We start from the raw sequence: 24,655 nt of genomic DNA on the forward strand, positions 1-24,655 counted from the left end.
CCAAAGGGCGATACAGCGGTCTTCAAGCCATTGGTTCAGCTCTGCCAGATCGGCAAAGACCGGCATGACCTGCCACATGCGGTTACGGGCATCCTGCACATTCTTCTCAACCTGGCCTTTCTCCCAACCGGCTGCCGGATTGCAGAACTCGGGCTCAAACACGTAGTGGCTGGCCATCGCTTTGAAGCGTGCATTGACATCCCGCTGCTTGCCTCTGCCCACACGATCAACGGCGGTCTTCATATTGTCATAGATCCCGCGGCCAGGCACACCGCCGAACACGCGGAATGCATGCCAGTGGGCGTCAAACAGCATCTCGTGCGTTTGCAGCGGGTAGGCCCGAACCAAGAAAGCGCGGCTGTGTGACAGTTTGATATGAGCGACCTGAAGTTTGACGCGCTCACCGCCGATGTTGGCCCAGTCCTCGCTCCAGTCGAATTGGAAGGCTTCGCCGGGCGCGAACACCAAAGGCACGTAGGTGCCGCGCCCCGTCGTCTGTTCCGCTCGATGCCGATCTTCACGCCATGCCCGGGCGAAAGCTGCTACGCGTTCATAGGAGCCATCATATCCCAGCTTCACCAGATCAGCATGCATGTGCTTCACTGTCCGCCGCTCTTTGCGTGACTTCCGCGTCTGAATTAAAAGCCAGGCTGACAGCCGATCCGCATAGGGATCCAGCTTGCTTGGACGCTTAGGCGTCTTGAACTGCGGTTCCACCGCACCTTCACGCAGATACTTCTTTACCGTGTTCCGAGACAAACCCGTCCGCCGGGCAATCTCCCTGATTGGCATTTTGTCACGCAATGCCCAGCGTCGAATGACACTCAAAAATCCCATGTCGATCACTCCAAATCCCCCCAACCAAAACCGTCGGGGAAGTGTGTTCACATGGGTCAATTCTCAGTGACAATTTATGGGGCTACCGGGTCAGTTCTCAGTGACAATCAACAGTGAAGGAAAATACGGCGGCGGCTATGTTCGACATGACCACAACCGAATTTCGCGAGCTTGTCGCGCAAGGCGCGCTCCCCGGCCCGGTGAAGATTGGGAACTTAAAACGCTGGCGTGTCGACCTTCTGCACACCGTATTTGACGCAGAGGCCGCGCGTCCAGAAGAAGAGTTTACCCTTTGAAACCTGCAAAACCCCGCGTGACCAAACCACGCTTGAACTGGAAGTGGAACGCGCGACGCGAGACGTGGGATCCGTATCATCGCGTGGTCTGGCGCGATGGCGAAAAACAGAAATCTCGAGAAATTAAGCTCGACTGGGGCGGCGACTTCAAAAAGCTGGATGAGCTGTACTGGAAAGCTCAAGGCGGAAAATTGGATCAGCAGGCCAGGCCGCAGAATTACACTTGGCGTGAATGCATCGAGGCATGGCGCAGTGACCTAACACACGGAGCTGGAAAGGTTGCAGCAAGCACGGCTAAAAGCTACCGCGCGCCGATGGACCGGATCATGGAAAAGAACGGCAGCATGGACATGCGTAAGACCGAGCGCAAAATGGTGAAGGCGGCGCTCACTCAGATGCAGGACACTCCACGCAAAGCCTCTCGGTTCGGTCAGACCATCAGCTTGCTCTGGAACTACGCTCTCCGGGAACTTGATTGGCCGCTTGGCCGGAACCCGGCCGCAGGCTTTGGCAAACATAAACCTAGCAAACAATACAAGCCTTGGCCAAAGTGGATGGTTGCAGCTCTTTCCGATGCACCAGAGCGCGTCCGGGTTGCAGCCTCTCTGATCATCGGGACCGGCCAACGACCAGGTGCCGCGATCGCAATGCGTTGGGACCAGTTTCAAGGGGAATGGATGACGGTAGTCGACGACAAGGCAGATGAGGAACTAGAAGTCTATTGCCCGCAATCACTACAAGCTGCGCTGGAGGCCTTTGAAAGAAATGGTGAGCACGTCCTTTCTAAAAACCTACGCGAACCCTTAGGATATAACTCGGTCGAGAAAACTTTACGCGCGTGGCGGGGGTCACTCGGTAGACGGGCCTCACCTTACGTGCTCCATGGTCTACGCAAACTCGCCATTGTCGAGCTTGCCGAAGCCGGAACGAGCGATGCTGAGATCCAAGCGGTCACAGGTCAAAGTGCTGAGATGGTCGCATACTATCGGAAGGATGCCAGCAGAAAGAAGCTCAGCCGCACTCCCCAAGAAAGGCGTGGATGAACGGCTCTGGAACAACCGAGTGTGAGTCATTTGTGTGAGTCATTTGTGTGCGTCATTTGTGTGAGTCACGTCGTCAGAACCTAAAAACACAAGTCATCATAAAACAAAATACCTGATTTTCCGTAAGAAAATCAGGTATTTGCATATTGGTACCCAAGGCCGGACTCGAACCGGCACGCCTCGCGGCGGGGGATTTTGAATTACATCAAATCATTTTTATTTCAGCCACATAACCCCACTATGGTCACACGGACACAGCAAGAACAAGAGGTGAAAGTGTGACCAGCTATTACAACGACGATGCGGCACCTTACTATTGAACGCGCCGCTTATCTCCCCAATCTAGTTCAGTCTGCCTGACGCGGAACCGTAGATAGAAGTAGTTCTTGTTCAGAGTGCCCTTGATGTTTTCCATTGCGACTGGTTGTTTGTAGAAAGATTTTTCAACCTCAATGCGAAAGAAACTATGTCTGATTTTGCTTCAGAAGATGAAATTCGAGAGATTTTTGGCTCCGCTTTGGATGGGGATGCTGGGTTCGAATTGCAGGTTCTAGAACTTGATAGCGAAGGTGATGGTCCCCTTCCCCTGTACGTTCTGAAACACCCTTGGAACGACCCTACGCTTGTTCTTGCCGTTCCTTCAAAGGTCGATGACGCCCAAGCATTTTCAGAGGTTCTAGAACGCATTGAACTCCCAGAAAAATATTCAGGTATCTACCATAAGAAAACGAGCGCCTTGGAAATCTTTTGGACTGCTTACAAAGTGCGTAAAAAGCATGAAGAGGTGGCGGTGAGGAGCTTCGACATTTGGTGGAAAGGCGCTAAGAGAAAGTGCCGCTTTGGCCCCGCGAGTGATGAAGCGAAAACTCTCGCCAAGTATACCCTTCCCCAAGCAGCTGCGAGCCATACCGAGCACAGGAACATAATGTCGTTTCACTATTTTGTTCATGATGCAGATCATAGCAACATGGGAGAACCAATATGCTTTTGGGTAGACTGTGAGGGGATCGAGCCATGTGACTTTGATGAATATTTACGGACAATCAATTTCTACATGACATATTATGATCGCGAAACGCCTCGGGTTCTGATCCACGAGGCCGGACCAAAAGATACTGGCAACTTCCGACCGCGTTACGTCGACGAAAATTTTCCTAGAGAGCTTGTTGCCGGTGACATTGATCCATCCGTCTCTTCATTCTGGCTCGGAGCTTTCGAGACCCGCGACCCTGCTATGAAATTTCTTCTACACTACAGGTTGCTTGAATTTTTGTCTCTCGCTCACATGAAAAGTGAGCAGCGTAGAGAATTGATTAATGTTCTCAGGAGACCTCACCTCATATCGTCGACAGAGACGGCGGCTGCCGAAATTGCGGGTCTTTTTTCAGGTCAAGCGAGAGAAACTGACAGGATTAAAAACTTCATTGACGAAACGGTGCGGACAGAAAAGGTCTGGTCTGTCTTAGAAATGAATAAGGCAGTGTTCTGCAAGGAAACGGTGTTTGACGGTGGTTTTAGGGTCAAAGCAGTTTTAAACGACAGCACCAATCTTGAAGGCTGGACAAGAAGTGGACCTATCTCTCTAGTCGACCGGCTTAGGGCCATCAGAAACTGCTTAGCGCACGGTCAAGATGAAGGCACCCGCGGAGTTATCCACACAACCCAAAAAAACAAGGTTGTGCTCATGCCCTGGGTTAATCTTATTGAAACTTTTGCAGCTGAAGCTATGTTATATGCAAGAAGAACGTATGTTCCGGGAGAAACAAAATGAGCACAACTGAGTAAAACCTGCAACTAGATGTTGTTATCAATCCAGAACCCTGCCGAATCGATTTCGGTGGGGTTTTTGCTGGTTGGTGCACATACTGATCGCTGATCGACTGTAGCCGGGTACTCGATTGCGCTGCCAGCAGGCATCTTTGGAGTGCAGTTACATCATCATCGGCTTCTTCCTCGGAAACTTGACGACATAAGGCCAGCCCGTCCCGCAGCGGCAGGTGGCCCGCTTCTCAAAATCGTAGTCGGTGATACCCTCGGGCACGTCCCCCGGCTTGAGGGTGACGCTGTGGCCGCAGGACCAGCACGTCACCTCGATATGAGTGGTGCCTGTTTTGAATAGCCGATCATCCACCGCGTAGGATTAGCACCTACTCGATGCGCAAGGACACCCTTTCGCAGCAGCTACTCAGCCGCCTCACACTCACGCTCGAAGGTCAGGTTGGTCTTGTAATCCCGCCTCAGATTCCAAGGCGCATTCTTCGCGCGCCAATCGATCTCCTCGCGCGTAAATCGGCGCTTCTCCTCGACATCGCAGAATGCCGCCTCAGTAGACGGTGGAGGAGCCGGGGGTGTCTGGAACCACGAACAGCCACTCATCAGGAACGGCGCGAAGATCAGGCATGTTATCGACTTTGGCATCGCTTTCATTGTCCTCTATGAGGTTGCTTGCGCGGGCCGTGCATCCGGCCAGCACCCTTGTGAGTCGGTCAACATCGGACCGCAGGGCTGCGTTCTCCTCTCTGAGCGCCATCACCCACCAAACGCCGCCACCAGCCAGAGCGGCGGCGACTAGGTAGGGCGCGAGGCGAAAAATCAGGGCCGCCCCGATCATCTCATGCCTCGCAACACTCGATAGTTATTCAGGGCAACGAGCCCCGTGATCGCGGTGATGATCCAGACGGCCGAGATATCTCCATTAGCCCAGAGGAATGCGGCTACGATCAGCGCGGCCGCGACCTTCACCACTGACCACTGATCACCGGTCTTATCCATGATCCATTTCATGATCGGGTTCAGCTCACGGCCGCCGCGGGCGAGAATCTGATTGGTTGTCCAAACGTCTGCAATTTGAACCACGAACAAGGCGAGAATGGTTATGAGCTCGTACATCATGCGATCACCCGGCCATGCAGAATACTTTCTCAGCAGACCGCCGCCGAACAAGACCACGCCACACGCGCCCCCCCGCTTTTTTGTACCAGGTCAGCGCTTCACATCCGCCGGGCACATCCCCTGCATTCAGTCGTTTGGTCGCTGTTGCAGTTCCGGCTCGCGACACGCCGACATTGTAAGCAAGGCTGACGTAAGCCACATCGCGCTTGACGGGCAGCCGATCGGACAGAGTCGAGGGGGTAAAGTAGCGGTGCAAACCTTGCCGATAGCTGAGTATTTCGCGGGCGAGCATGGCTTCGCATTCCGCCACGGTATAGCGGTCGCCAGGCCGGACGCCCTTCGTCTCTCCAAAGCAGACGGTCCAGACACCGACAACATCCTTGTAGGCCACCAGCCGCAAGCCCTCCCACTCGCCGATGAACGGCACGGCGATCGCCAAGAACTCGCCTTCGGGCGCGACACCCCCGGCCTTGACCAGATCCACGGGCACCTCCGCCATCGCCGGGATGATTAAGGCGCGCTGTTCAATGCGGACTTCATGGCGATACTCCGGCGCCTGTCGGTCCTCGATGACCGCACCGCCCAGCGATTGAAACAGCATCACCAAGCCGTAGGCGAAAGCCGTGAGGAACAGGCCTCGGCGGAAAACAACGCTCCCTGCGTCCTGCCGGATCAAACGCCCGAAGATGCCGATAATGAAGAACGCGAGAGCCGCCCTACCGAGTGGGTAGGGGTCCGCCTCAATGCCGAAAAACCCGTAGAGGATTTCACTACCCAAGAGGGCGAGGAGGCCTAGGTACAGGCTCCACATCGAATAGCTTCGAAAGGCGATCCGTCGCCAATTATCTATGAGATTCATATTTCATCCATCCATGCTTAGAAGCCCCGCAGACGGGGCATGAGATTGGTAATGTGAAGAGGTGGTTAGCCCGCGATCCTGAAGAACGCTGGCGGTTGCGTGTATTTGAACAGCAGTCCGCCCGGGCAGGTGTACGTCAGATCAACGCGCAGCTGGTACTCGCCCGCGGGCATGAAAGGCAGCGTGGGGTAGCGATAATCGAGATATGGATCATCAGCAGAGCCACCCGCCCATTCAGCGTCTGGCAAATCGTAGACCACGCCGTCTTGACTGATGGCGGTACGCTCAGACACTACCGGGCAATCGTCACGCGCCTTCTCCCGCCAGATACGCACCGGCAGCGCATCACCGGCAACAATCGGGCTGGCCAACGTCTCTACCTTTCCAAAGCCGATGATCGGCTGCGTTCGGTCTGTGCGCTCATACCGGAAAGCCGTGAACGCTAAGACGATAGAAAGCGTCACGCAAACTACCGCAAGGAAGCCAAAAAGCCGCATCATTTGAAGATCACCGATCGATAGGTCCAGAGCACGCCGAAGAGTGTCACGACGATGCCGCCCAGTGTTGTGATGCCCACCATGAGAAGTTGTCTTTCCTTAGCGGCCTCAGCCTCTTTCATCTGTGCAATTTCTTCATGCAAAGCGCGGTTATCCGACCGCCATTCAGCCGCCATAATTGCGTTCGCCTCCCGAAGCTCAGCAACCGATTTTTCCAGCTGCTCGATTTTGTAGCCGGAAAGGACCGACTGTTGCGGTTCACCTGCCATTCATCACCTATCTTTCTGAAGGCGCCGCTCATCACGGCGAAACATGCGGTCACAGCCCCCATTCTACTAGGAAGAGAATTAACCGTCCGGTACATTGCTTTAGGGGAAGTGATATGCCTAAGACAGAATCACACATATTCAGTAACTTACGACGCAATAAAGCGCAGCGACCGTGGTTTTTCATCGTTGCGGTTGCGCTTTTGTGGCTGCTCGCCTTTGCGACTATCTTCAAGCTGGTTGGGTATGATTGCCTGTACTACTGCGACTGAGGCTAGTTAGCTTGGCCAGTGGGCATCGTCGGCAAAATCAGCCGGAATATCGCCGCTATCCTTTAGCGCCCAACTTGTTGCATAGACCGCGGATGCCGCCTCTTTACCCTTACGGGACATTTCCACAAATTGCGCGGGCGTCAGCTTGTGGTGGACGTTCTCGCCATCACGGAAGTCCAGGATTGGCCCCGTAATGCCCGCTGCAATGAGGTCTTTGGCCGTTGCCTCAAGCGCCATGAGGTTGATCTGGTCTTTCTGCCGCCCCTGCACCGGAATGTCGCCGTATCCTGTCACTGTTACCACTGTGCCAGCGGCGAGACGGCGGTCGCATTCCGCAGTTACCTGTGCGGCCAGAAGCGCTTGCGCCTCTGCTGCAAGGTCTTCGGCTGTCTTGATATTCAGCGAGAACGTCATTCTGGCTCTCCTTCTTCAGCTTGGGGGTCTTCCGGCTCTGGCTCTGGTAAGCGTGCGATTGGGTCAGGCACATCGCCGCTGGTGATCTGCACAACGGGTAATTCCGTCCCTTGATCCGGTTCGGCGGTAGTCGTGTCAAAACGCCAAAGGATGTTGGCGTGGATTACACCATCCTTACGGGTGATTTTGCCTCTGAACGGACTTTCGCCATCTGGCTTGGCCTCCCCTCCCTCTGGCACGGGTGAAAGGTCATATTCCACCCCGTCAACCGTTATAACATCTCCCGAAACGCTGGCAGTTGTTTCCTCTTGGTCGATTGCGCAACCTTGCGTCAATAATGTGAGTTTCATTTCATTCTCCTTAGTACCAGCGACCGTGAGCCACTAGGGATACGCCAAGGTTATCCAGCCTAGCCCCCGCATGGCTCCAGTGGTTATATTCGACGGATGCCGTAGACGCTGCGTTTCTGAAAGACACGAAACTTGCGTCTGTACCCGTGCGCCCTGCCCCGGTGAAGCATAGATGGCTTGTCGTACTGAAAGCTGCCGGGAATACCCAAACGGCATCCGCCCCAGACGGGGCCGCTGTTGCCCAGCAAATTTGCGTCCCATCAGCGAAGCGCATAAATTCACCATTTCCGTTGCTGCCGCGCTGGATCACAGCGCCCGTGGGAACGCCGCCGGATTGCGATACCGTGCCAACCAGAGTGGCGGTTTGCACATCCCATGCGCCCCAATTCGCACCGTGGTCTGTTGACCTCCTGCTCCATTTTCGGGGTGAGCCCCCAACGTTCACAACCTCCTGCACAATTACGTTGTAACTCCGCTCCACTCTCAGAACCGAGGTGTTGCCTGCCGGGTTGTTGGCGCTTGTATTCGTCAGGCAGTAGAAACCCGGTCGAACAGCGTTGTTCGCATTGTTACCGTCTGGAGGGAGACCAGTAGTTCCGCCAAGGCCAAAAGCTCCTACCATCAACAGCCTGTCCGCAGTGGTGTCTCCGTAGTCGGTCTGCAACTCGTTGGAAGTCAAAAACCGTTCCCAAGAAGTCCAGCCAACATTCCCTCGGGCTCGATATTTAGTCCCGTTGCCACCTGAAACATCAATGGCAATCTGCCAAACGTAATCATCGGCCTCAGAAACCGTAGAGTTCCCCACCAAAAGACCGAAAGCGCCGTTCATCGTAGGGAATGGGTTATCACCGGATGCTGGCGTACTATGCGCGCCGCCATAGCCGGAATAGAAACCGGCGGTGTAATGATTATCAACATTTGGCACAACTGGGCCAGCATCGCCCCCCAAACCGAAAGCGCCCACCTTCATCAGCCTGTTGGTTGTTGTGTCGGTCGGGCTGGATTGCACCGCAGTACCCGTGATCGGTACATTGACCTCAAGCGCCGTGGCCGAAAGGTAGGCCCGCGCCACCCCCTCGACCGAAAAGCCCAGCTTGTTTACACCCGCACGATAAATGCCGGTATCGGGGTCTGAGGCAAATGCCATCGCCGGTGCAGCGGCGGTGCCGTCAATCAACTCTTTAGCAAAGCCTGTCTCGTACCAATCCGCCATATTCTCGACATATGTACCGAACGTGGGAAACCAGCCGAGATACCCGCTTGCATTGGCGGAAAAATCCGGGTCGCCAAGCGAAGGCGCGGGGTTTGGGGGCGGGGTGTATGTTGGGCGGGGCATTTTATGAAACTCCTGTCAGGGATAGAACGTCGATGGTGTTGCCGCCTGCGTCCAGTGAGGGGAAAAACTCGTTAGCGACACCAAACACCGAAAGGTAAAAATCCGTCATGTCGTCGCCGGGATGGAAGAAGCACTTTGTCCCTCGCGCCTTTTCCAACTCGCGCTGAATGCGACGGTTAGAACGGGTATCAAAGACAAAGCGCCATTCGGCCTTTCGGGCTGTTGGACGGGTGATAAGTTCGATGTTTCCGAAGTCGTCAACATTACGGGAGGTGTAGTCTGTAAAACCGCTGCGCGATCCGCCGATCACTTTCCCGAGCATGACCTGACGGCCTAAGACGATCTCACCGATGGAGGCTGTGCCACCGCCACCATCTAACGTGATTTCCACCGTATCTGTCGGGAACACAGGCAGACCGGTAAATACTAGTTCCGGCTCGTAAACCGTTTCGTATGTGAAAAAATCCAACCACGAACTGATACTGCTGCCATCCACAAGATCATGTGTCTCATCAATGTGGACAGCCCCGCCGGAAGTAACGACCCGAACCCGCAGAGACACCGCCTTGAGACCGATAAACGCCAGCCCATCGCAGACCGTTGAAGCCACCAGATCATAGGTGATTGTCCCTGACCTGCTCGCATCCTGCCCGATTGAACCATCAAACGGTCGCCAGCGGTTCGTCGCGCCGATCCGAACCCACATCACCGGGTCTTGATTGGGCGGGACTGTCGATGCCCCCGCAGTCACCGCCTCATAGACGTTGTGCAAGTAGACTACCTGATCGCCTGTATTGTAAGAACCACTCGCCCATGTGGGCGCGTCATTCTCAGGTATGTTTGACGCGACCAAAACGGCATCAGTCATGTTGATAGGTACGAACATGCTCGCCACATCATCGGGCATCATACGTCCTCCGCTCTAAGTTCTTGACGCTCTTGCAACTCGTAGGTTTTGCGGGCGTAGCGTGTTTTTTCCGCGTCAAACGCTCCAGACTGCCGCTTAAGATCAGCCAGTTCGGCCCGTAGCTGCTGCAACTCGCGCACGACCTCCGAATTGTCGTTGCCCAGAATCTTGCGCGTGTCGTTAGCGTTATGGATGCGGCTTGGCCCGGTCATTTCCAGTTCGGGGCCGCGCTCACCTACAACGCGAAGCCCGCCGCTGTGGAACCCGCCGTTAGCAAAGGCCGGAATTCCGCCCAGTTCCACAACCTGCCGACGCAAACCCGTAAGCCAAGCCTGATTGTTGCTAAGGTTTTGGTTCGCAGCAAAGATCTGATCTTCCAAGCCTCCGTCTGCCCAGAATGCGGCCCGGAATGCGTCAATGTCGTCACCGCGTCCATAAACGACATGCGAGGCGTTATATCTAATTCGCCCGTCTTCCCCGATGCTTAGGATAGCGTCACCGTCACCTTGCCGCAGGGATACCCCTGTATCTCGCTCAAGCTGCTCGATCCGGCTAACGACACTGGCCGAACGCGAGGCCGCGTCAGAAGACCATGTGCTGTTGACAGCCCGCGCCGTGAGTGCGGCAATACGGGTTTCCCGCTCCCTTTCGGCCTCACGCTCCCTAATCTCCTCACGAATGGTTTCAGCAAGTTCGCCCAAGCTGCCGCGCAGAGAGGCCATGCCAGTTCGCAGCGCGTCCATGGGTGATGTGATGTTTGAGCGCGTCGTGGTGGAGAACCACGTTGAAAATCCGGTAGTCGGGTCGAAAGAGAACGTCCCGCCCAAGGTGATGCGTCCTGTGGTCGCCCCGGTAATGGCTGTCAGGAATGTGCTTTGTGTCTCATTGAGGCGCGAAAGGTCGATTGCTCCGCGCACGGTCTTGTTCACAACTTCTGTGGATTGCTCTAGAAGCCGCTCTTTATTGATGCCGAAACCAACAAGATTTATCGCGCCGCGAACCGTCTTAGAAACCGCAGAATCCTGAAGGTTGAACAAGGTCCAATCGCGGCCTTGGAACTGGCTGAAATTGGTAGCCGCGTCGATGGTCCGCGTGATCCGGTCGCTTTCCCTAATCAGCAACGCGCGTTCACTGTGGGTTAGGTGCTGCGCATACCCCATGAGGATCGTGACCGCCCGCGTTGCCGCTGTGTTGGCGTTGAGCAAAAGCAGGCGGTGCGAGGTTGGCATATCTGTAGCAAGCACCGCGCCGATACGGGCGATATAGTCACCTTGGCGCGTAAGCAGGATGCGGCGGGCTGCTTCGGTCATATCCGCAGACATTGCAGCACCGATGATTGCCGCATAATCGCCCTGCTGGGCAATGACGAGGCGTTGCACTTCGTCCGACAGGTTGGATTCCAACGCCGCGCCCACGATCACCTGATAGCGATTGACGTTGCCAAGCGCCAAGCGAATCGCCTCTTGAGATGCACCAGAGTTGAGCGTTACGTTTACCACCCGCGACATTTCCGACGACCCCGCAAGCGCCACCCGCATCTGATCGCTGGTTAGCTTTTCCCCGATGGTCAGGTTAAGCGTCTTGGTTAGCGATGATACGGCTGTCGTCGCAATCCAACGATTGCTTGGTGAAATGTCGTCTCCGACCACATAATCAATCGTTTTGATATGCTCAGATGCCGCAGTAAGAGCCAGCCAGCGCAAGTCAGGCGTCAACGCATCAGCCCGCACGATATAGTCAATGTTGGCGGTGATGCCGTCCGATGCGTTGTTCAGCATGGTGCGCAGGCTGTCGGGGATATCCGCATCGGCAATTAGATCAACCGACACCTCAAGACGCTCTTTGAGGAACTGGAAGTTAATCATTTCAGCCGCAGCGATTGCGCTTTGGAGTGAGCCGAGCTGCGCGTTCAGCCCGTCAATGTCCTCGGGTTCAAGCGTATTGCCGCTGTTGATCGCGTCTCGGACGGAGTTGAGCAACTCAACCTGCTGGCCCAGCAAGCCCGAAACCACATCATGCCGTGCGCCTTCAACGTCAGACACGCCCGCCACCAGTTGCAGGTCCGCAAGAACCCGCGCCTCTGCCCGCGCTTGCTCTGCCGCTGTCCGCGCCGTGGCCTTCGTATTGGTTAGCAGGGTTCGCGCCGCCGCTGTCAGGTCGGTCGCGGCCTCATTGTCACCCGCCACCGCAGAAGCAAGCAGCGTCTGGAACCGCGCCTCAGAAAACGCCAGCGCATCCCGGCTTGACACCAGCGCCCCCGCCGTGCCGCGCATATCCGCAATGAACTCACGCAAGGTTGTCGCTGTGCGATACCACATAGATGCAGCCTGCTCGTTGGCTTGCATAGCCTCGGACGCAGTGCCAATCAGGCCGTCAATCTCGGTTGTGATGCTGCCCACCATCGCGCCGACAGCGATTGAGAAATTCTCAATGGCAGGCAAAACCGCGCTAAGCGCACCAGACATAGACATGAGGGAGGCGTACATTTGCCGCCCGTATTCTGTGGTCAGGTCCAAGCCTTCAATCATCTCGCGGAACTGCGCCCGCGTTTGTGGCATGGAGACGTTGAGTTCGCTGAACCGCTCCTCAATCTGGCGTACCGCCGTGTTAAACCGCTCTTGCTCAGTGTAGAAGCCTTGGAAATAGGCTGTAGTCGCTGAGTTGAACGCATCCAAGCCGCCAAAGTATTCGATAAGCCCCGAAGCCATGTCGGCACCAGCAAGAGACGCCTCGAACATGGTTTGCGACAGCGTATCCATGACCATGTTTACGGCGCTAAGGTGAGCGGAGAGGCGCGTTAGGGCATCGGACGCCCCTTCGCCTTCGCGCTGCAACTCCTCAAGACCGGGGACCATGCCCGCAAACTCGTCCGACAAGTCCTGTAGGGCATCAGCTACGGCCTGCTGAACTTCCTCGTCGGAAAGCCCTTTCGTGCTGATCTTGATTTGATGCGAGAAGTCGTCAAAGATCCCTGCCCCGATGTTGAGGGAGTCCGCCGCATCCAACACGCCCTGCTGAATGTTGCCAACAAGCCGCTCAAAAGGCGCAGCCGTTTCAGCGTCAAGCGCCTCAAAGGTGGTGCGGACTTTCTTGCTCAGCCCCCAGAAACGCGAAGTCTCCGTTTTCTTGAAGGATTCAATCAGCGCGTCCATGCCGTCAACGGTGATCCGCATACCGCTATCCAGCACTTTCACCTTCTTCTTGAAGAATGAGAACACCGCAGCGACAGCCAAGACAGGCACCGCGATTGCGCCGATGGCCGCGCCAAGCCCCGCAAGGCCGGAAGTCGCGCCTGCAAGCGAATGCCCGATGCTTGCGAATGCGCTGCCAAACCCGCCCATGCCGAAGCTAGAAATGACGTTCGCCGCGCCGCCGATAAGGCCCGTACCGCCCCCGGCAAGCCCGCCGATAAACGTGCCAGCCATGCCGCCTAAGCCACCGCCGCCGCCCAAGCCGCCAAGGATGCCGCCCCCGCCCGGAGCTGCGCCTGCTGCTTGTGCTGCGGTGCCTGCCATGCCGCCGCCCGATACGCCGCCGATAAGAGCCAACCGGATTGGGTTAGAAATCGCGGTGCTGATCATTTCGGCCAGCATCGACTTGAAGCTGTCCAACAGGTCGCCGAAGTCTTTCATCCCTGAGGCTACGAAGTCCCCGATCGCATCGCCGATCTTGGTGATGTTCGGGTAGCTATCCATGAACTCTTCGTTGAGTTCGGAGACCGCGTGTTGAAACGCGCCATCGGAGAGGCCGTTAGCCGCAAGTTCGTTGAGGTTGGCCAGTTCGTGGTTGAATTTCGCTACCGGATCAGCGCCAAATTCTAGGCGCTCGATTTCGTTGGCTAGTTTCTCGGCCTCTTTCGCTGCGGCCTTCATGGCCTTGCCCGCGCCACCCGTTGATTTGCCCAGCTTTGTAGAGCCTGCCGACGCCGCCGCAGCCGCCGCTGCCTGATCCGATAGCGTCTTGGTCATTGTCTTGTTTGCGGTCGCCAGCTTTTCGGCCTTAGCTGCCTGCTCATCGAACGACTGTCCCATAGCGGCAAGCTGGTCGATGGTCGCGCCGTTCTCGGCTGCCAGCTTCAACGCCTCGTCCCGCTGCGCCTTGATAGCCGCCGCCGATGCCGTGATGCCCTGCTCTAGCTGATAGGTCAGGCTTCTGTTCTGTGTTTGCAGGCTGTTGATTGCGCTATCCACCTGCCCAGCAATTGCCGCGACAGCACCCGGCACTTGGCCGAGATTAGCAACAAGCTGCGCCGCGAAAGCGGATGCCTGGGACAGCTTGCCGGAGAGATCGGAGGATGCCCCTGCCGCACCATTTGCCGCATCCCATGCCGCGATAAGTTCGCGCTTGAGGCTTTCGGAAATATCCCGCGACTGCACCTGAGCAACGAACGAACGGCGCTCTGCGTCCAGACGCGCCTCAGCAACCTGCACACTGTCAGCGCCATAGCGCAGCGTGAGGGATCGAACCTTTGCCTCTTGCTGCAACTGGCTAAGCAGTTCACTCGCCGCAGATGCGGACCTCTCAGCCTCAAGTCGTGACTTGGCGTATTGCTGCGCCGCTTTCGCTGCCGCCTGCTCAACCTCAGACATGCCGGACGCCTGCGCCTTAATCGCCGCGCCCATGATTTCCATTTTCTGGATAGACTGGGAAAGCGTTTTCCAGAAGGCCAGTTGCTCTTCGGTCAGTTCGCCGTTTACATCGACGGTCTGCTTGAAGGCGTCCCGCAATTGCAGCGCCGCCGCGTATTGCTCTTCAAGTGAGGAGGCGTCTCTAAGTGCTTCAAGTTCGGAGATAAATGCCCGTACTTGCTCGCGGTTTTCCTTCCAAACTGTGATATTCGAAGCATTCGTGGTGTTGATTTCGAGCAAGCGCCCAACGTCAGACATTTCTGTCTTGAGCCACCTTGCGTTCAGGGTAGATTCCACAAGGGAGACGTTGAGGTCTTCAATGCTGTTGAACGCCTCAATTTTGGCAATGGCGATAAGGTCGGCATAAGCCTGCGAGGTCAGTTCGATCTGCCCGCGCGTCCGCTCAAACCGCTCAGCCCCAAGCGCGTCTGACTGCGACATGAGGTCGATGTATTCGGCAAGTTCGCTGCTGGCGTTGTCGAGCGCGTCGCTCAACTCCATGGCACCCTCGCCACCTGTGACAAAGTTCGCGGCAAGAGGGAGCAAAGCCCCGGCAACAACACCGATACCGATGCCCAAAGCCCCAAAACCCAAAGCCAAATCAGGTAGTTGGATACTAAGAGCCTGAATGAAGCTGCCTGTTGCGGCAGTCTGTTGCGCGACTTGGCTAAGCTGCATCGCGGCCATACGGCTTTGATAGGCCAGCCCGCCAGCGCCGCCGCCCATACGGGTTGCCGCAACCTCAGCCGCCCCTCCCATGCCAAGGTAGCGGTCCTCTGCCAGCGCCATGATACGGTTGGCTTCGGCCTGAGTGGTAGCGCCCTTCTTAACCGCCGCCGCAACCTGCTTTTGAACCGCTTCAAACTTCTTGCTCGACGCATAGAGCGGGTCCAGCGACATGCGCAGGTCTTTCATACCCGCTGCCGCGTCACGCGCCGCCTGCGGTACAGGCTTCACCGCGTTCTCAACGCCTTTCATGGATTTCTTGATCCCGGCCTCAGTCTTCGCGCCCGCAGTCGTGACAGCGGCAAGGTCGGTCTTGGCCTTGAGGAGACCAGACGTATCGGAACCAAGGACTAGACTGGCATAGTTGACTCTGCTCATACGGACCTCATTGAATGCCAAAACCCGCCAGCCTAACGTGGCTGCGGTTCATTGGGAGAATTACGATGTTGAGAATTGTTTCTGCGTTGGCAGTGGTTTGCGCTTACTCACCTGCAAGCGCGTCGGATTGGGGGGACTGCAATCAGCGTATGGCAGAGTACCAAAACGCCGAAGTGGCCGGGCCTAGCCCGCTAATGATGATGTTGGACTTTGCCGCAATTATAGACGGGCCAAACGCCGAAACACCGGAAGGCCAGCGCGTCGAGAGGGCGTATCTCGCCACCATGGATCAGATTGTCGAACTGTCCGACAGTATCGAAGCCTTCTGTGCGTCTTTGAAGGAATAGACACCCCCGAAGGGATGCCCAAGGCGGCTAGGCCGCGAAAGCGTGTCACTCAACTTGACGCGTTGGCCAAAAACTCTTTTCCAGCAGCACGGCATCCCGCTTTTCGGCCTCCAATGACGCGGCCAGCTTTGCGTCGGCCAACGTGTAGAAGTGCGATGCGATCTCCCATGTGCCGTCTGGGAATAAGACCTCAACCGGGTAGAGAGCCCTCTCTCCCGGGTCAACGCCGCCATTTTTCTCACTATACATCGAGACTTGGACAGAAACCTGACTAACACGGCCTGATGCGGTGCCGGGAAAACGAACCACGTTAGTCATGCCGCACCCCCGATCAGGCTCTTGGCGCGTTCAAACGCCACCGGGTTGCGAAACGCGGTCATTCCGTAAGCATCCACGATCATCTTGAGCAGAGCCACCTCACGCTGCCGTACTACCATACCTAGCTGCGCCTCGACCGATTGACCCTTGCTGTCGATGTATTCGAAGCCGTTCCTTTCCAGTACGTTCTTCAGGATTCCGGATTTCAATCCAACCTGTGTCGCCAGCACTTTCTTCTGGTGCATCAATCCCCGGTCCCGCAGGACGTAACCGGGGTGGTTCTTCTTCACCCCATGCTTGTTGCAGAAATCCATGATGCGGCAGACGCCTTCTTCGGAGAGGTACGCGTCGTAGGCGTCCACCGCTGGCTTCATGGCGTTGATCGTCGCGTCTTTCTGCTGGTTCTCGATCTGCAAGGCTTGATTGCGTTCCTCTTGCGCGATCGCGATCCGTGCCCAGTCCGCGATTGTCTGCGGGCCGCGCCTCTTCTCCTCTTCCAGTTGCTGCCAGCGATCCACCAGTCGCGCCGTGAACTCTGGTGAAAGCTGCGCGACCACTACGAAGCTGTCGCGCTTTTCCAGGTGGTAGACTGAAACCCGATATTTGCGACGTCCCCCAGTGGGGGTTGTCGCAAAATCTTGTTCATCCTCAATTTGAGGACGGACAATTACGCCACGCTCGACCAGCCGTTCAATTGACTGCTTCACCTTATCGTGGCGCTTCTCCACCAGATCCGCAATCTCACGGCTGCTCATGGTGAGCGCCTCGCCAAACATGGCAGGAACTACGGCGGCGTTTCCGAACTCTACTTGCTGTCCCATCACGCCAGCCCTCCCTGCAACGCCGCAACAGCATTCCGCAGCGCGAAAATGTTCAGATCACCAATGCCGCCCAGCCCGAAGGAGTCGATATCCAGCCATTCCAGTTGAGCCGCCACGCCCGCCGCGGTGGTCGGCTTGGCGTGAGCGATCTGCTCAGAAAGAGCTTCGCAGCGATCGGATGCCGCGATCTGTTCCGGCATGTCGAAGTCTCCGCCTTCCGGCAGAGCGGACAGTTCGACCTCGACCTGGCGCCATTTCTTCCATTCGGCAAGCCAGCCGGGGATCGGGTCGTGGGTTGCGGCCTTCACCGGCACCGCGCCGGCCATGAAGGCTGCCAGCCCGCCACCGGCAACGCCAAGCATTGAGCGGCGGGAAACTGAGTTTCCCTGTGGGGGATTGATTTGTGGTGGGTTTACGTACATATTCACGGGTGAACTCCAATTTTCGTAGGTTGGGTTTGAAGGCCGCTCACATGGGATTGCCGTCCCGAGCGGTCTTTTTCGTTTCGGCGTCTCAAGCCGCCTCCGCTAGAGGCTTTTGTTCGCGATCGACCAAGCCAGCAACTATCAGGAGTTCAACAACTGCTTTCCCAGCGGTGCTGAGCTCCCAATTTGCAAACCCAGTCCAGTCCTCTCTGTTGGGTACGATTAGGCCTCGGCGATACAGGGCGTTTACTGTGTGTCCGCCGTTACCGCGTGGCCCTTGGCTTCCTATTAACCCCAATTCTGAGACCATCCCTTTTGTAAGGGAAAGGCTAAACGCTGTTTCCGTAACATAGTTTTGGAACCGCCGATCTTCCGCCTTGCTCTGATTAGGCCCCATTCTTCAATTCCTCCGCTTTCTCACATGCCCAACCTGAACCTACCTTCAAGCAATGAAGCACCTGCTTGCTGAGGGGGCGGTCGTTCTCGGCTGCCAGCACCTTTAGGTGGCGTTTTAGGCCCGCAGGAAGTTGCACCGTCATTCTCGAATTATTGGCCGTATTATCCATATTTTTCTCCGTGTCGCTGTTTTCGTGACAAAATGTTCTTAACTTGTCACCACTTTCGTGACAACCCTTTATCTTGACTTTTTTCACGATTACCGCGACACGGCGTTTATGGCCGGACATGATGGATACACTCGATACACTACACGCATCCCGAATGCGCTCTATGAGCGCATAAAGGCGGCGGCTGGCGAGAAATCGGTGAATGCCGAAATCATCGCAACGCTGGAGAAGGCTTATCCGGCACCACCCCCTCGGGAGTATGACCCGGAGTTGGTTCAGGCGCTGTTAGATGAAATGGGAGCTCTCTTAAGGCAGCATGATAGCGGAGCGACCTCTGAAGATCGTGAAGCGATCGATCATCGGTTCGAAGTTTTGAGAGCACAGGTCCGTGAACACTTAGACGCCCCCTCTCCTGACTTCATCATCCTTAACCGCAATACCGGCGAAGAAATCCCTGTCGAATTGAAGCAAACTGTTGGCCGAGGCCTCCGCCTTCAAAAGCCCAACAAAGGCCATACCACCGCCGTTGAGCCGCGCACCGAGAAGCCATCCCCCACTCCCCGCCAGCTGAAGCGCCCTCCCAAAAAGTAAGTCACGCCTGCCTTACTGCATTCACCTTCTCCAAAGCCTCACGAGCGCTGATCTCCATTATCAACGCCACTGCAAACTGGTCCCTCTCCGCAGCGCTCAGGCGGTTATAGTGAGCAGTCAGCAATCGTGTTAGGTTTACGGAATCGTCGCAGGTCCTGATGGTAGCGTTCAGGGCCTCCATTTGAGGATTGCGAAACATGGGAACCGTTCCTTTTGATTGCCCTCATGTGGGCTGTTTGACAAAAAATGTGGGTGTCGTGTTGACTGCCGCATACTCTCAAGATGGCACCTACGGCAGCACATTTGGCTATTGCCCAGTATGCTCAAAGGGCATCGTACTTTATTTCCGACGAGACGGTGGCCAGGGTGCGAATGTAGCACACCAACAATCGACTAAGGACTTCTTTGACTGCTACACGATTATTGATTCCGCGCCAAAACCACCCAACAGAGATGTCGTCGGCAACCTTCCGGGCAAGATTGCTGGCGTCTTTGACGAAGCCGAGGCAAATTTCGCAGATGGTCGCCATATGAGCGCTGCGACCATGTACCGGAAGTCGATCGAGCTTACGCTGAAGGACCTGAACCCCGAGGGCAAAGGGATGCTGAACGCCCGGATACGCGCCTTGCAGAAAGAAGAAGCGGTTCCCGACACCCTGATCAAGCTCCTTGATACCGTGAAGTTCCTCGGAAACGAAGGCGCCCACGACGACGAACCACCATCGCCCGAAGATGTCGAACGCGGCCGGGATTTTACACGGCTGTTTTTGGTCTACTCGTATGAGCTTCCGGCTCGGGTTAAGGCTGCGTTGGCCAAGGACGGTCCGGAATAGAACCAAACGCACCCCCTCTTCCAACCTTGACGCGCTCCCCGATTCCCGCTGAGGGTGAGGCTTTTGGGAGATATCCATGGATCGTGAGTATTACCTCGGACTAGAGGCCCGATTAGCCGTTCTTGATTTCTATGTCGAAGTGACCCTCGCGCAAGTACACGGATACGGTCCGCAAGACGCACAGGACGAAGCATTGAGTTCTATTCTTCGGTTGATCCGGACAAAGGCAACGGTATCGCCGGATGCGAGTAAGGATCAGATTGATTTCCTCTCCGAAATGCACCCGATGATGGTAGCAGCCGCTGAACGACTTTCCGCCAGAGTGGCTCGACGCGCTGATGATATAAGGCGGGCGCTTGAAGAATAGGCCCATCCTGTCCGACTAGCGAATAATAATTCACCCCAATAAACCCAGAAGCAGTCTCTGCAAATGCCTCAGCCGGGCTTGTTTTTCCTGACATCTCATTCTCCCATCATCGACTTCATCGCCCGCTCTTGCTGCTTGTCAAAGATAGCAAGGTCGCGCTCTGTCTTCGGCCAATCCCACGGCGCGTCTGTGCTTTTGCCGTTGGAACGCCTGTATTCTCCCACGTAGGCGGCTGAGGCCATCAGCGCTACGTCCAGTTCGTAAGGCGATGATATGCCGCCTGTGCCTGTGAGGTAGTCCATGATCGGCCCTGCCTGTATCGGGCCAATGTCCATACCCTGCGGTGCATACAGCCCCACGCGGGATAGGATGTGTTGCGCGTCTATCAAGTCGCCCCAATCGGGCAGGATATGCGGCCCGCGCTCTAGCTGGTCCCAACGATCCGGCCCCTTTTCAGTGTCGGAGCATTGGAGCCATGCCAGTTGACGCGCCCAAAGGATCAGGCGGTCTTTTTCGCCTTCGTTGACTTTCCCCGCGCAGTCATTGCCCCGTCCACTTCGGAGCGCAGCGGTTCAACCTGCTTGAACATCTCGGAAGCGTTCTCGATGGTGAAGGGAATAGCCGCCTTACCGTCCGTCATGTTCCAGCCATCGCAGCACCGGGCCAGCAACTCGCTTGTGCGGCTGTCTTGGGTGCGGATCTCGGCTTCCAGTTCGTCTTCTGTCAGGTCCGCCTCGTTGGCCTCTGCTTCCTCCTTCTGGGAGCGCGTCACCTTAATGTGCATCTTGCGCACGGCCTTCTTGAAGCGGGTGCCGCCTGCCGGGTGCAGTGTCAGCACCAGCGGCTCGCCCGCGCCGTTCTCATAGCCTTCGGGTTTGAACTCAAACGCCTCAAGGCTTTCATCAATAACGGCCGGTTGGCCTGTCAGTTTTGCGAAATCCATCATTCATATCCTTGTGGTTCGGTCCATTGGTGGGGCGGCAAGCTGAACCAAACTCACCGCCCCGGTTCTGCGCAGAATTCAGTTAGGCCGCAGCGACCTTGACGTGCTTGCGGTAGAACTCGGTGCCGACAGTCGCCATCAGCACGTTCCCGACAGAGCCTTCCGGCGTGTAGGACGTGATGATTGCGAGGCGGTAGTATTTGTCGCCGTTGTTCAGCGTGAACTCCAAGGCCACTTTCGACCCGGCGTCTGTGGTCGCCTCTGCGGCTGTTTCCAGCAGCGCTTGGCCCGCGTCGTCGGCGTCATAGCCAAACGACATGTCGCCGTTGCCAGCCCGCAGGATATCGACCAGCTTCTCCTCCTCGCCCGTGGTGAGGTTGTCGAAGGTGGCAACGTCCTTTGTCCCGGTCATTGGCGCGGCTGCGTTCAGCTTGCCCGCTGCGGTGAACGTGAGCGACGGAAAGCCGGTTGCGACCTCGGCGTCGTGAGTTGTGGGCAGGGTCGCGGAAATACCAACCGCGATGCCAACAGAAGATTGCAAACCCATGATAGGCTCCTTTGATGTTTGGGATTAACCCCGGCAAAACCCCAATCAGGGAGCGGCCCGCCGGGAAGGCCGCTATTTCTGAGCGGTAATGCCGCCCTTGAAGCTGATTGCGGTTTCGCCATCGGCCTCGAATGTCTCTGCAACGATTGCGCTGTAGGTTTTGCCGCGAACCTTGAACTTGATGCGACTGCCTTTCTTGGGCGCGTTGTCTTTGGTGAACAGGTTTGGCGAGGTAATGTCGCCGCGTTTGACGGGCCGCAGGGTGCCGCTCAGCGTGTTGTCTTTTGGCATGGGGGATTGTTCCGCCTTGGCGGTTTTACGCTTTGTCATGTCGGGTATCCTTTAGGTGGCGAAATAATCAGCCTGGACGATCTTGCGCCAATCGCTGCCGTCTCTGAAACCGGGGCCAGGTTGCGTGTCGTTGGTGATTGTCAGCTTGCCAGCGCCGCAGGGTAGCGTCAGCTCATATGGAAATAGCGCCGCGATGTTGGCCGCTGTCTCATTGGCGTAGGTGGCGAATTGCCCCACGTCCGAAACCACCGTTACCTGCATGAATCCGGTGTGAACCCGCCCGCCTGAGATACGCGCCGGGGATTGGCCGGGAACCATCTGCACCACCAAATAGGGCCGCGCCTGCGTCTCTGGCACGTCTTGGTTATCCCAGTAGATCGCCGGGGCGTTTGTCAGGGTTTGCAGCCGCTGGCCCAAGGTGCGGGCGATGTCGTTTTCGTTCATCGGCGCACCTCTTTAGCGCGGGCTTCGACAAAGGCGGGGAAGCGCCGTGCGTTGACCCCAACGAAGTGGCGCCCGGGCATTTTGCTTGTACCTGCTTCGACAGCATGAGCATGAGGCGCAGTCCATGCGAATGACATAACGTCGCCCACCTCATAGCCTGCAATCGCTACCGTGTAGCTATCCGCGCCCTTCACGCCCTCGCTCGTGAGGCTGTTAATCAGTTCCGCGGTATCAACGGGTATTTTGCCCTCAACAAAGCCTGTAGCGCCCTGCCCAATGCCTTTCTGTGGCGTCTGAGCGGCTTCCATAACGTCTTGAATGGATTCCGCCGCGACATAGCGCATATTCTTGACCGTCATTTGCTCGAAGTCGGCCAATTGAGTAGTGAAAGATTCGCCAGCCATGCTCAGTCCCTCGGTAGCTTAACGCGGTAAACACAAGTGCAGCGGCATCCAATAGAATGCTCCGCCCCGCCCGCTGGATCGTGGGGGAAGCGCATACTGGTGCCATCGTCCATGACAAACACCTCGTCAAAGGCGATTGTCTCCCCATCCATACGCAGATGATCTTGGCGCGGCTCTTTGCTGAACCCGTGCTGCCATTTCTTCGTTACGGCCTCGACCTTGCCGCTTTCCAGCAATTGGGCGTAACTCTCGGCCCGCCCTGCGGCTTGCGCAGTGAAAGCCTCATTCCGCGCCACGATCTTCGCCCGGTTGCCGCTGGCCTTGGCCTTGTATGCGTCCCCGATGCGGTCGACGTCAGCAGCGGGCAGCGCTTTGCCGCTCTTGATCGCCCGCCGAACCATTACATCAAAGCGGCGGTCGCTTTCCTTGTAGCGCGGTATCCTCATAACCGCGTCTTTGAAGTATTCCCCGATACGATCGGGATCGCTCAGCAAAAAGCGAAGGTTAATCATGCGATCGGTCTGCGGCTCTGTCAGGCCGAATATGCCCCCTACCCGCTGCCGTCCTACCTTGCGCCCCACTAGATCGCGGGCAACGCTGTTCAGGCTGCGGTTCGTATTCAGCCCATCAACGATGATCTTGCGCGCGCCCAGCACAGCATCGTCGCTAATATAGGTCACGAGAGCTGCAGCTTGCCGTTCGGCCAGTGCGATCGCGCGGGGATGGCGCCCGTCAAAGCCGAAGACTCCAGAAATCCCTTTTGGCAGATCATCCGCCACAGCCATCCCGCCGCCTATGAAAGCGTTGCGGATCGCTTCCTCAAGCGGGAACACTACACCGCGCTCCATGCGGAACAATGCTGCTGCACGCTCAACATCGTTGGCCTCCAGTAGACGGATAAGGGCATCACGGTCGACTGCGTTTGTGGCCTTCTGCAACGCCTCTAGAAAGGCTTTCCGAACAGCCACAGATTGTCGCTGGAGCAATGCCTCAATGCGCTTCTGTTGTGCAGTCTTGCGAGCCATGGAGCACCCCATGCAAAAAACCGCTCGAAAGCGGGAAAAGATCGAACTGTGAGAAAATACGGGTTAGCCCTGAGCGGATACGGAACCGAGGTAGAATGCCCACAGGATTGCGCCCGCAAACTGGTCATACTCTTGCCGAGTGTATGTATAGGCCAGCATCGCGTCAGTAGCGTTGCTCTGGCAGTCAGCCCACCAACGGGGCAGGATTGCGCTTAGCGCTGCTATTTCGAGCGCTGTGGGCGGGTTAATCGGCAAGCGTGACCTTGTGCATAAGCGCAACGCCCGCAGGCGCAACGGTTTCGACGTCCGCAATCTCGTGAAAGCGCGTGTCGCTCATCACGTCTGCTATCCGCAGGTTAACCGCGACGTAATCGCTTTTCAACGGCGAGACGCCCGTAGCATCCACAAGCAGCACCGTCTTCGTCTGACCGACCAGCGTGCCACTTGCATCGCGGATGTGCTTTTGTGTCTGAACCGCTGTCACCTCGTGATAGGTCGGCCCGCTTCCGCCACCGCCCCAAGGATCGGTCGGCCCGTCTGCCGCCGGTCGCCGCAGGGTGCAGATCATCGGCCCGTTGCCGGTCGCCTCGCCCGCCTCTGCCAGCCCCGCCAGCACTTCGGCGGCAATGTCGGTTCCAGCGCTCATATCACAAACATCCCGGTCATCTTGGTCATATAGGGCCGCAGCATGCTGTCGATCTTCGTGCTGACCGGCGTTGCGGCGTCCGGCCCGCTGGCGTCACCGCGCACGGTCCACTTGATTTCGCCAACGGCGGTCAGAACCTTCTGCTGATCGGGGGTGTAGGTCTTCGACCAGAAGCCCGGTGTTGCGAGTTCCAGCTTGGCTGCTTCGTAGACCGCCTTATCGACGGTTTCTTCATCAACCCTCACTGCGGACCCGAACCGGTTGCCATAGTGGAAGTCAATATAGTCTTGGCCGCGAACCAGCGCCGCAGCGCTGGCCTCATTGTCCGCCACGGTATCACCGCGCAGTGCCGCATATGCGATCCATCCCTCGACCGTGGCAGCCAT

30 protein-coding genes are annotated in these 24,655 nt (G+C 56.7%); 7 read left to right on the top strand and 23 right to left on the bottom strand.

Annotated features, from left to right (window positions below):
• Positions 1 to 837, bottom strand: an 837-nt coding sequence (gene istA, locus ACGYK2_RS04225; RefSeq protein ID WP_394374277.1) for an IS21 family transposase, incomplete at its 3' end; no start/stop codon positions are given.
• A gap of 137 nt (positions 838 to 974) precedes the next feature.
• Here istA and ACGYK2_RS04230 point away from each other — a divergent pair.
• The 3 genes from ACGYK2_RS04230 (at position 975) to ACGYK2_RS04240 (ending at position 3,947) form a co-directional block, all read left to right on the top strand.
• A complete protein-coding gene (locus tag ACGYK2_RS04230) occupies positions 975 to 1,133 on the top strand; it encodes a hypothetical protein (protein WP_394374211.1) in 159 nt (52 codons plus the stop codon).
• A 17-nt stretch (positions 1,134 to 1,150) separates the two neighbouring features.
• Complete coding sequence (locus ACGYK2_RS04235) at positions 1,151 to 2,176, top strand: tyrosine-type recombinase/integrase (RefSeq protein ID WP_394374212.1); 1,026 nt, start codon at positions 1,151 to 1,153, stop codon at positions 2,174 to 2,176.
• 466 nt (positions 2,177 to 2,642) lie between these two features.
• On the top strand, positions 2,643 to 3,947 hold the full coding sequence (locus ACGYK2_RS04240; protein WP_280322767.1) for a hypothetical protein: 1,305 nt from the start codon (positions 2,643 to 2,645) through the stop codon (positions 3,945 to 3,947).
• Positions 3,948 to 4,499: 552 nt separating this feature from the next.
• Here ACGYK2_RS04240 and ACGYK2_RS04245 read toward each other — a convergent pair.
• From ACGYK2_RS04245 to ACGYK2_RS04290, 10 genes are all read right to left on the bottom strand, one after another.
• A complete protein-coding gene (locus tag ACGYK2_RS04245; RefSeq protein ID WP_280322766.1) occupies positions 4,500 to 4,787 on the bottom strand; it encodes a hypothetical protein in 288 nt (95 codons plus the stop codon).
• The gene (locus tag ACGYK2_RS04250; protein WP_280322765.1) at positions 4,784 to 5,068 is read right to left on the bottom strand and encodes a DUF5658 family protein; all 285 of its coding nucleotides are present in this window, start codon (positions 5,066 to 5,068) and stop codon (positions 4,784 to 4,786) included. The genes ACGYK2_RS04245 and ACGYK2_RS04250 overlap by 4 nt, the downstream gene beginning before the upstream one ends.
• 4 nt (positions 5,069 to 5,072) lie before the next feature.
• Entirely contained in the window at positions 5,073 to 5,927 is an 855-nt protein-coding gene (locus tag ACGYK2_RS04255; protein WP_394374213.1) for a lysozyme, read from the bottom strand.
• Between the two features lie 65 nt (positions 5,928 to 5,992).
• A complete protein-coding gene (locus ACGYK2_RS04260; protein ID WP_280322762.1) occupies positions 5,993 to 6,427 on the bottom strand; it encodes a hypothetical protein in 435 nt (144 codons plus the stop codon).
• Complete coding sequence (locus ACGYK2_RS04265; RefSeq protein WP_280322761.1) at positions 6,424 to 6,693, bottom strand: hypothetical protein; 270 nt, start codon at positions 6,691 to 6,693, stop codon at positions 6,424 to 6,426. Before ACGYK2_RS04265 ends, ACGYK2_RS04260 begins: the two co-directional genes overlap by 4 nt.
• 275 nt (positions 6,694 to 6,968) lie before the next feature.
• Positions 6,969 to 7,376, bottom strand: coding sequence for a hypothetical protein (locus ACGYK2_RS04270; RefSeq protein WP_280322760.1), 408 nt, complete (start codon positions 7,374 to 7,376; stop codon positions 6,969 to 6,971).
• On the bottom strand, positions 7,373 to 7,726 hold the full coding sequence (locus ACGYK2_RS04275; RefSeq protein WP_280322759.1) for a hypothetical protein: 354 nt from the start codon (positions 7,724 to 7,726) through the stop codon (positions 7,373 to 7,375). The genes ACGYK2_RS04270 and ACGYK2_RS04275 overlap by 4 nt, the downstream gene beginning before the upstream one ends.
• 10 nt (positions 7,727 to 7,736) lie before the next feature.
• The gene (locus ACGYK2_RS04280; protein WP_394374214.1) at positions 7,737 to 9,062 is read right to left on the bottom strand and encodes a pyocin knob domain-containing protein; all 1,326 of its coding nucleotides are present in this window, start codon (positions 9,060 to 9,062) and stop codon (positions 7,737 to 7,739) included.
• Between the two features lies 1 nt (position 9,063).
• Positions 9,064 to 9,969, bottom strand: a complete 906-nt coding sequence (locus ACGYK2_RS04285; protein WP_394374215.1) for a hypothetical protein — start codon at positions 9,967 to 9,969, stop codon at positions 9,064 to 9,066.
• Complete coding sequence (locus tag ACGYK2_RS04290) at positions 9,969 to 15,701, bottom strand: hypothetical protein (RefSeq protein WP_280322755.1); 5,733 nt, start codon at positions 15,699 to 15,701, stop codon at positions 9,969 to 9,971. Before ACGYK2_RS04290 ends, ACGYK2_RS04285 begins: the two co-directional genes overlap by 1 nt.
• 149 nt (positions 15,702 to 15,850) lie before the next feature.
• On the opposite strand from ACGYK2_RS04290, the gene ACGYK2_RS04295 reads away from it, so the two are divergent.
• Positions 15,851 to 16,048 (top strand): hypothetical protein, encoded by a 198-nt coding sequence (locus tag ACGYK2_RS04295; protein ID WP_280322754.1) that lies wholly within the window; start codon positions 15,851 to 15,853, stop codon positions 16,046 to 16,048.
• A gap of 45 nt (positions 16,049 to 16,093) precedes the next feature.
• On the opposite strand, the gene ACGYK2_RS04300 is transcribed toward ACGYK2_RS04295, so the two are convergent.
• The 3 genes from ACGYK2_RS04300 to ACGYK2_RS04310 are packed head-to-tail and all read right to left on the bottom strand — an operon-like array spanning position 16,094 to position 17,615.
• Positions 16,094 to 16,366 carry a hypothetical protein gene (locus tag ACGYK2_RS04300; RefSeq protein ID WP_280322753.1) on the bottom strand — a complete coding sequence of 91 codons (273 nt, stop codon included), beginning with the start codon at positions 16,364 to 16,366 and terminating at the stop codon, positions 16,094 to 16,096.
• A complete protein-coding gene (locus tag ACGYK2_RS04305; RefSeq protein ID WP_280322752.1) occupies positions 16,363 to 17,187 on the bottom strand; it encodes a Rha family transcriptional regulator in 825 nt (274 codons plus the stop codon). The genes ACGYK2_RS04300 and ACGYK2_RS04305 overlap by 4 nt, the downstream gene beginning before the upstream one ends.
• Positions 17,187 to 17,615, bottom strand: a complete 429-nt coding sequence (locus ACGYK2_RS04310; protein ID WP_394374216.1) for a hypothetical protein — start codon at positions 17,613 to 17,615, stop codon at positions 17,187 to 17,189. The genes ACGYK2_RS04305 and ACGYK2_RS04310 overlap by 1 nt, the downstream gene beginning before the upstream one ends.
• A 620-nt stretch (positions 17,616 to 18,235) precedes the next feature.
• Between ACGYK2_RS04310 and ACGYK2_RS04315 the strand changes: the two genes are divergently transcribed.
• The 3 genes from ACGYK2_RS04315 to ACGYK2_RS04325 all read left to right on the top strand — a co-directional run bounded on the left by ACGYK2_RS04315 (position 18,236) and on the right by ACGYK2_RS04325 (position 19,969).
• Positions 18,236 to 18,769, top strand: coding sequence for a hypothetical protein (locus tag ACGYK2_RS04315; RefSeq protein WP_394374217.1), 534 nt, complete (start codon positions 18,236 to 18,238; stop codon positions 18,767 to 18,769).
• 197 nt (positions 18,770 to 18,966) lie between these two features.
• Positions 18,967 to 19,602: a DUF4145 domain-containing protein gene (locus ACGYK2_RS04320; RefSeq protein WP_280322748.1), complete on the top strand. Its 636-nt coding sequence runs from the start codon at positions 18,967 to 18,969 to the stop codon at positions 19,600 to 19,602.
• A gap of 76 nt (positions 19,603 to 19,678) precedes the next feature.
• Positions 19,679 to 19,969: a hypothetical protein gene (locus ACGYK2_RS04325; protein ID WP_280322747.1), complete on the top strand. Its 291-nt coding sequence runs from the start codon at positions 19,679 to 19,681 to the stop codon at positions 19,967 to 19,969.
• A gap of 95 nt (positions 19,970 to 20,064) precedes the next feature.
• Here ACGYK2_RS04325 and ACGYK2_RS04330 read toward each other — a convergent pair whose 3' ends face one another.
• The 9 genes from ACGYK2_RS04330 to ACGYK2_RS04370 form a co-directional block, all read right to left on the bottom strand.
• The gene (locus tag ACGYK2_RS04330) at positions 20,065 to 20,271 is read right to left on the bottom strand and encodes a hypothetical protein (protein ID WP_280322746.1); all 207 of its coding nucleotides are present in this window, start codon (positions 20,269 to 20,271) and stop codon (positions 20,065 to 20,067) included.
• A gap of 197 nt (positions 20,272 to 20,468) precedes the next feature.
• Positions 20,469 to 20,915 (bottom strand): hypothetical protein, encoded by a 447-nt coding sequence (locus tag ACGYK2_RS04335; RefSeq protein ID WP_280322745.1) that lies wholly within the window; start codon positions 20,913 to 20,915, stop codon positions 20,469 to 20,471.
• A gap of 79 nt (positions 20,916 to 20,994) precedes the next feature.
• Positions 20,995 to 21,459 (bottom strand): hypothetical protein, encoded by a 465-nt coding sequence (locus ACGYK2_RS04340; protein ID WP_280322744.1) that lies wholly within the window; start codon positions 21,457 to 21,459, stop codon positions 20,995 to 20,997.
• Positions 21,460 to 21,531: 72 nt separating this feature from the next.
• The gene (locus tag ACGYK2_RS04345) at positions 21,532 to 21,789 is read right to left on the bottom strand and encodes a hypothetical protein (RefSeq protein WP_280322743.1); all 258 of its coding nucleotides are present in this window, start codon (positions 21,787 to 21,789) and stop codon (positions 21,532 to 21,534) included.
• Positions 21,790 to 21,801: 12 nt separating this feature from the next.
• The gene (locus ACGYK2_RS04350; protein ID WP_280322742.1) at positions 21,802 to 22,194 is read right to left on the bottom strand and encodes a phage tail terminator-like protein; all 393 of its coding nucleotides are present in this window, start codon (positions 22,192 to 22,194) and stop codon (positions 21,802 to 21,804) included.
• Entirely contained in the window at positions 22,191 to 22,598 is a 408-nt protein-coding gene (locus tag ACGYK2_RS04355; protein ID WP_280322741.1) for a hypothetical protein, read from the bottom strand. Before ACGYK2_RS04355 ends, ACGYK2_RS04350 begins: the two co-directional genes overlap by 4 nt.
• A gap of 2 nt (positions 22,599 to 22,600) precedes the next feature.
• Complete coding sequence (locus ACGYK2_RS04360) at positions 22,601 to 23,623, bottom strand: phage minor head protein (RefSeq protein WP_280322740.1); 1,023 nt, start codon at positions 23,621 to 23,623, stop codon at positions 22,601 to 22,603.
• 244 nt (positions 23,624 to 23,867) lie between these two features.
• Positions 23,868 to 24,269, bottom strand: coding sequence for a hypothetical protein (locus ACGYK2_RS04365; protein ID WP_280322739.1), 402 nt, complete (start codon positions 24,267 to 24,269; stop codon positions 23,868 to 23,870).
• Entirely contained in the window at positions 24,266 to 24,655 is a 390-nt protein-coding gene (locus ACGYK2_RS04370; protein WP_280322738.1) for a hypothetical protein, read from the bottom strand. The genes ACGYK2_RS04365 and ACGYK2_RS04370 overlap by 4 nt, the downstream gene beginning before the upstream one ends.

The sequence above is a fragment of the Sulfitobacter sp. 1A10359 genome, from assembly GCF_043558145.1.
Classification (GTDB): Bacteria; Pseudomonadota; Alphaproteobacteria; order Rhodobacterales; family Rhodobacteraceae; genus Sulfitobacter; species Sulfitobacter faviae.

Bases quoted from the DNA above. Each gene is read 5' to 3' on its own strand.
- ACGYK2_RS04230 (WP_394374211.1), top strand. From the start codon at position 975: ATGTTCGACATGACCACAACCGAATTTCGCGAGCTTGTCGCGCAAGGC.
- ACGYK2_RS04240 (WP_280322767.1), top strand. From the start codon at position 2,643: ATGTCTGATTTTGCTTCAGAAGATGAAATTCGAGAGATTTTTGGCTCC.
- ACGYK2_RS04245 (WP_280322766.1), bottom strand. From the start codon at position 4,787: ATGATCGGGGCGGCCCTGATTTTTCGCCTCGCGCCCTACCTAGTCGCC.
- ACGYK2_RS04250 (WP_280322765.1), bottom strand. From the start codon at position 5,068: ATGATGTACGAGCTCATAACCATTCTCGCCTTGTTCGTGGTTCAAATT.
- ACGYK2_RS04255 (WP_394374213.1), bottom strand. From the start codon at position 5,927: ATGAATCTCATAGATAATTGGCGACGGATCGCCTTTCGAAGCTATTCG.
- ACGYK2_RS04260 (WP_280322762.1), bottom strand. From the start codon at position 6,427: ATGATGCGGCTTTTTGGCTTCCTTGCGGTAGTTTGCGTGACGCTTTCT.
- ACGYK2_RS04265 (WP_280322761.1), bottom strand. From the start codon at position 6,693: ATGGCAGGTGAACCGCAACAGTCGGTCCTTTCCGGCTACAAAATCGAG.
- ACGYK2_RS04270 (WP_280322760.1), bottom strand. From the start codon at position 7,376: ATGACGTTCTCGCTGAATATCAAGACAGCCGAAGACCTTGCAGCAGAG.
- ACGYK2_RS04275 (WP_280322759.1), bottom strand. From the start codon at position 7,726: ATGAAACTCACATTATTGACGCAAGGTTGCGCAATCGACCAAGAGGAA.
- ACGYK2_RS04280 (WP_394374214.1), bottom strand. From the start codon at position 9,062: ATGCCCCGCCCAACATACACCCCGCCCCCAAACCCCGCGCCTTCGCTT.
- ACGYK2_RS04285 (WP_394374215.1), bottom strand. From the start codon at position 9,969: ATGCCCGATGATGTGGCGAGCATGTTCGTACCTATCAACATGACTGAT.
- ACGYK2_RS04290 (WP_280322755.1), bottom strand. From the start codon at position 15,701: ATGAGCAGAGTCAACTATGCCAGTCTAGTCCTTGGTTCCGATACGTCT.
- ACGYK2_RS04295 (WP_280322754.1), top strand. From the start codon at position 15,851: ATGGCAGAGTACCAAAACGCCGAAGTGGCCGGGCCTAGCCCGCTAATG.
- ACGYK2_RS04300 (WP_280322753.1), bottom strand. From the start codon at position 16,366: ATGACTAACGTGGTTCGTTTTCCCGGCACCGCATCAGGCCGTGTTAGT.
- ACGYK2_RS04305 (WP_280322752.1), bottom strand. From the start codon at position 17,187: ATGGGACAGCAAGTAGAGTTCGGAAACGCCGCCGTAGTTCCTGCCATG.
- ACGYK2_RS04320 (WP_280322748.1), top strand. From the start codon at position 18,967: ATGGGAACCGTTCCTTTTGATTGCCCTCATGTGGGCTGTTTGACAAAA.
- ACGYK2_RS04325 (WP_280322747.1), top strand. From the start codon at position 19,679: ATGGATCGTGAGTATTACCTCGGACTAGAGGCCCGATTAGCCGTTCTT.
- ACGYK2_RS04330 (WP_280322746.1), bottom strand. From the start codon at position 20,271: ATGGACTACCTCACAGGCACAGGCGGCATATCATCGCCTTACGAACTG.
- ACGYK2_RS04335 (WP_280322745.1), bottom strand. From the start codon at position 20,915: ATGATGGATTTCGCAAAACTGACAGGCCAACCGGCCGTTATTGATGAA.
- ACGYK2_RS04340 (WP_280322744.1), bottom strand. From the start codon at position 21,459: ATGGGTTTGCAATCTTCTGTTGGCATCGCGGTTGGTATTTCCGCGACC.
- ACGYK2_RS04345 (WP_280322743.1), bottom strand. From the start codon at position 21,789: ATGACAAAGCGTAAAACCGCCAAGGCGGAACAATCCCCCATGCCAAAA.
- ACGYK2_RS04350 (WP_280322742.1), bottom strand. From the start codon at position 22,194: ATGAACGAAAACGACATCGCCCGCACCTTGGGCCAGCGGCTGCAAACC.
- ACGYK2_RS04355 (WP_280322741.1), bottom strand. From the start codon at position 22,598: ATGGCTGGCGAATCTTTCACTACTCAATTGGCCGACTTCGAGCAAATG.
- ACGYK2_RS04360 (WP_280322740.1), bottom strand. From the start codon at position 23,623: ATGGCTCGCAAGACTGCACAACAGAAGCGCATTGAGGCATTGCTCCAG.
- ACGYK2_RS04365 (WP_280322739.1), bottom strand. From the start codon at position 24,269: ATGAGCGCTGGAACCGACATTGCCGCCGAAGTGCTGGCGGGGCTGGCA.
- ACGYK2_RS04370 (WP_280322738.1), bottom strand. From the start codon at position 24,655: ATGGCTGCCACGGTCGAGGGATGGATCGCATATGCGGCACTGCGCGGT.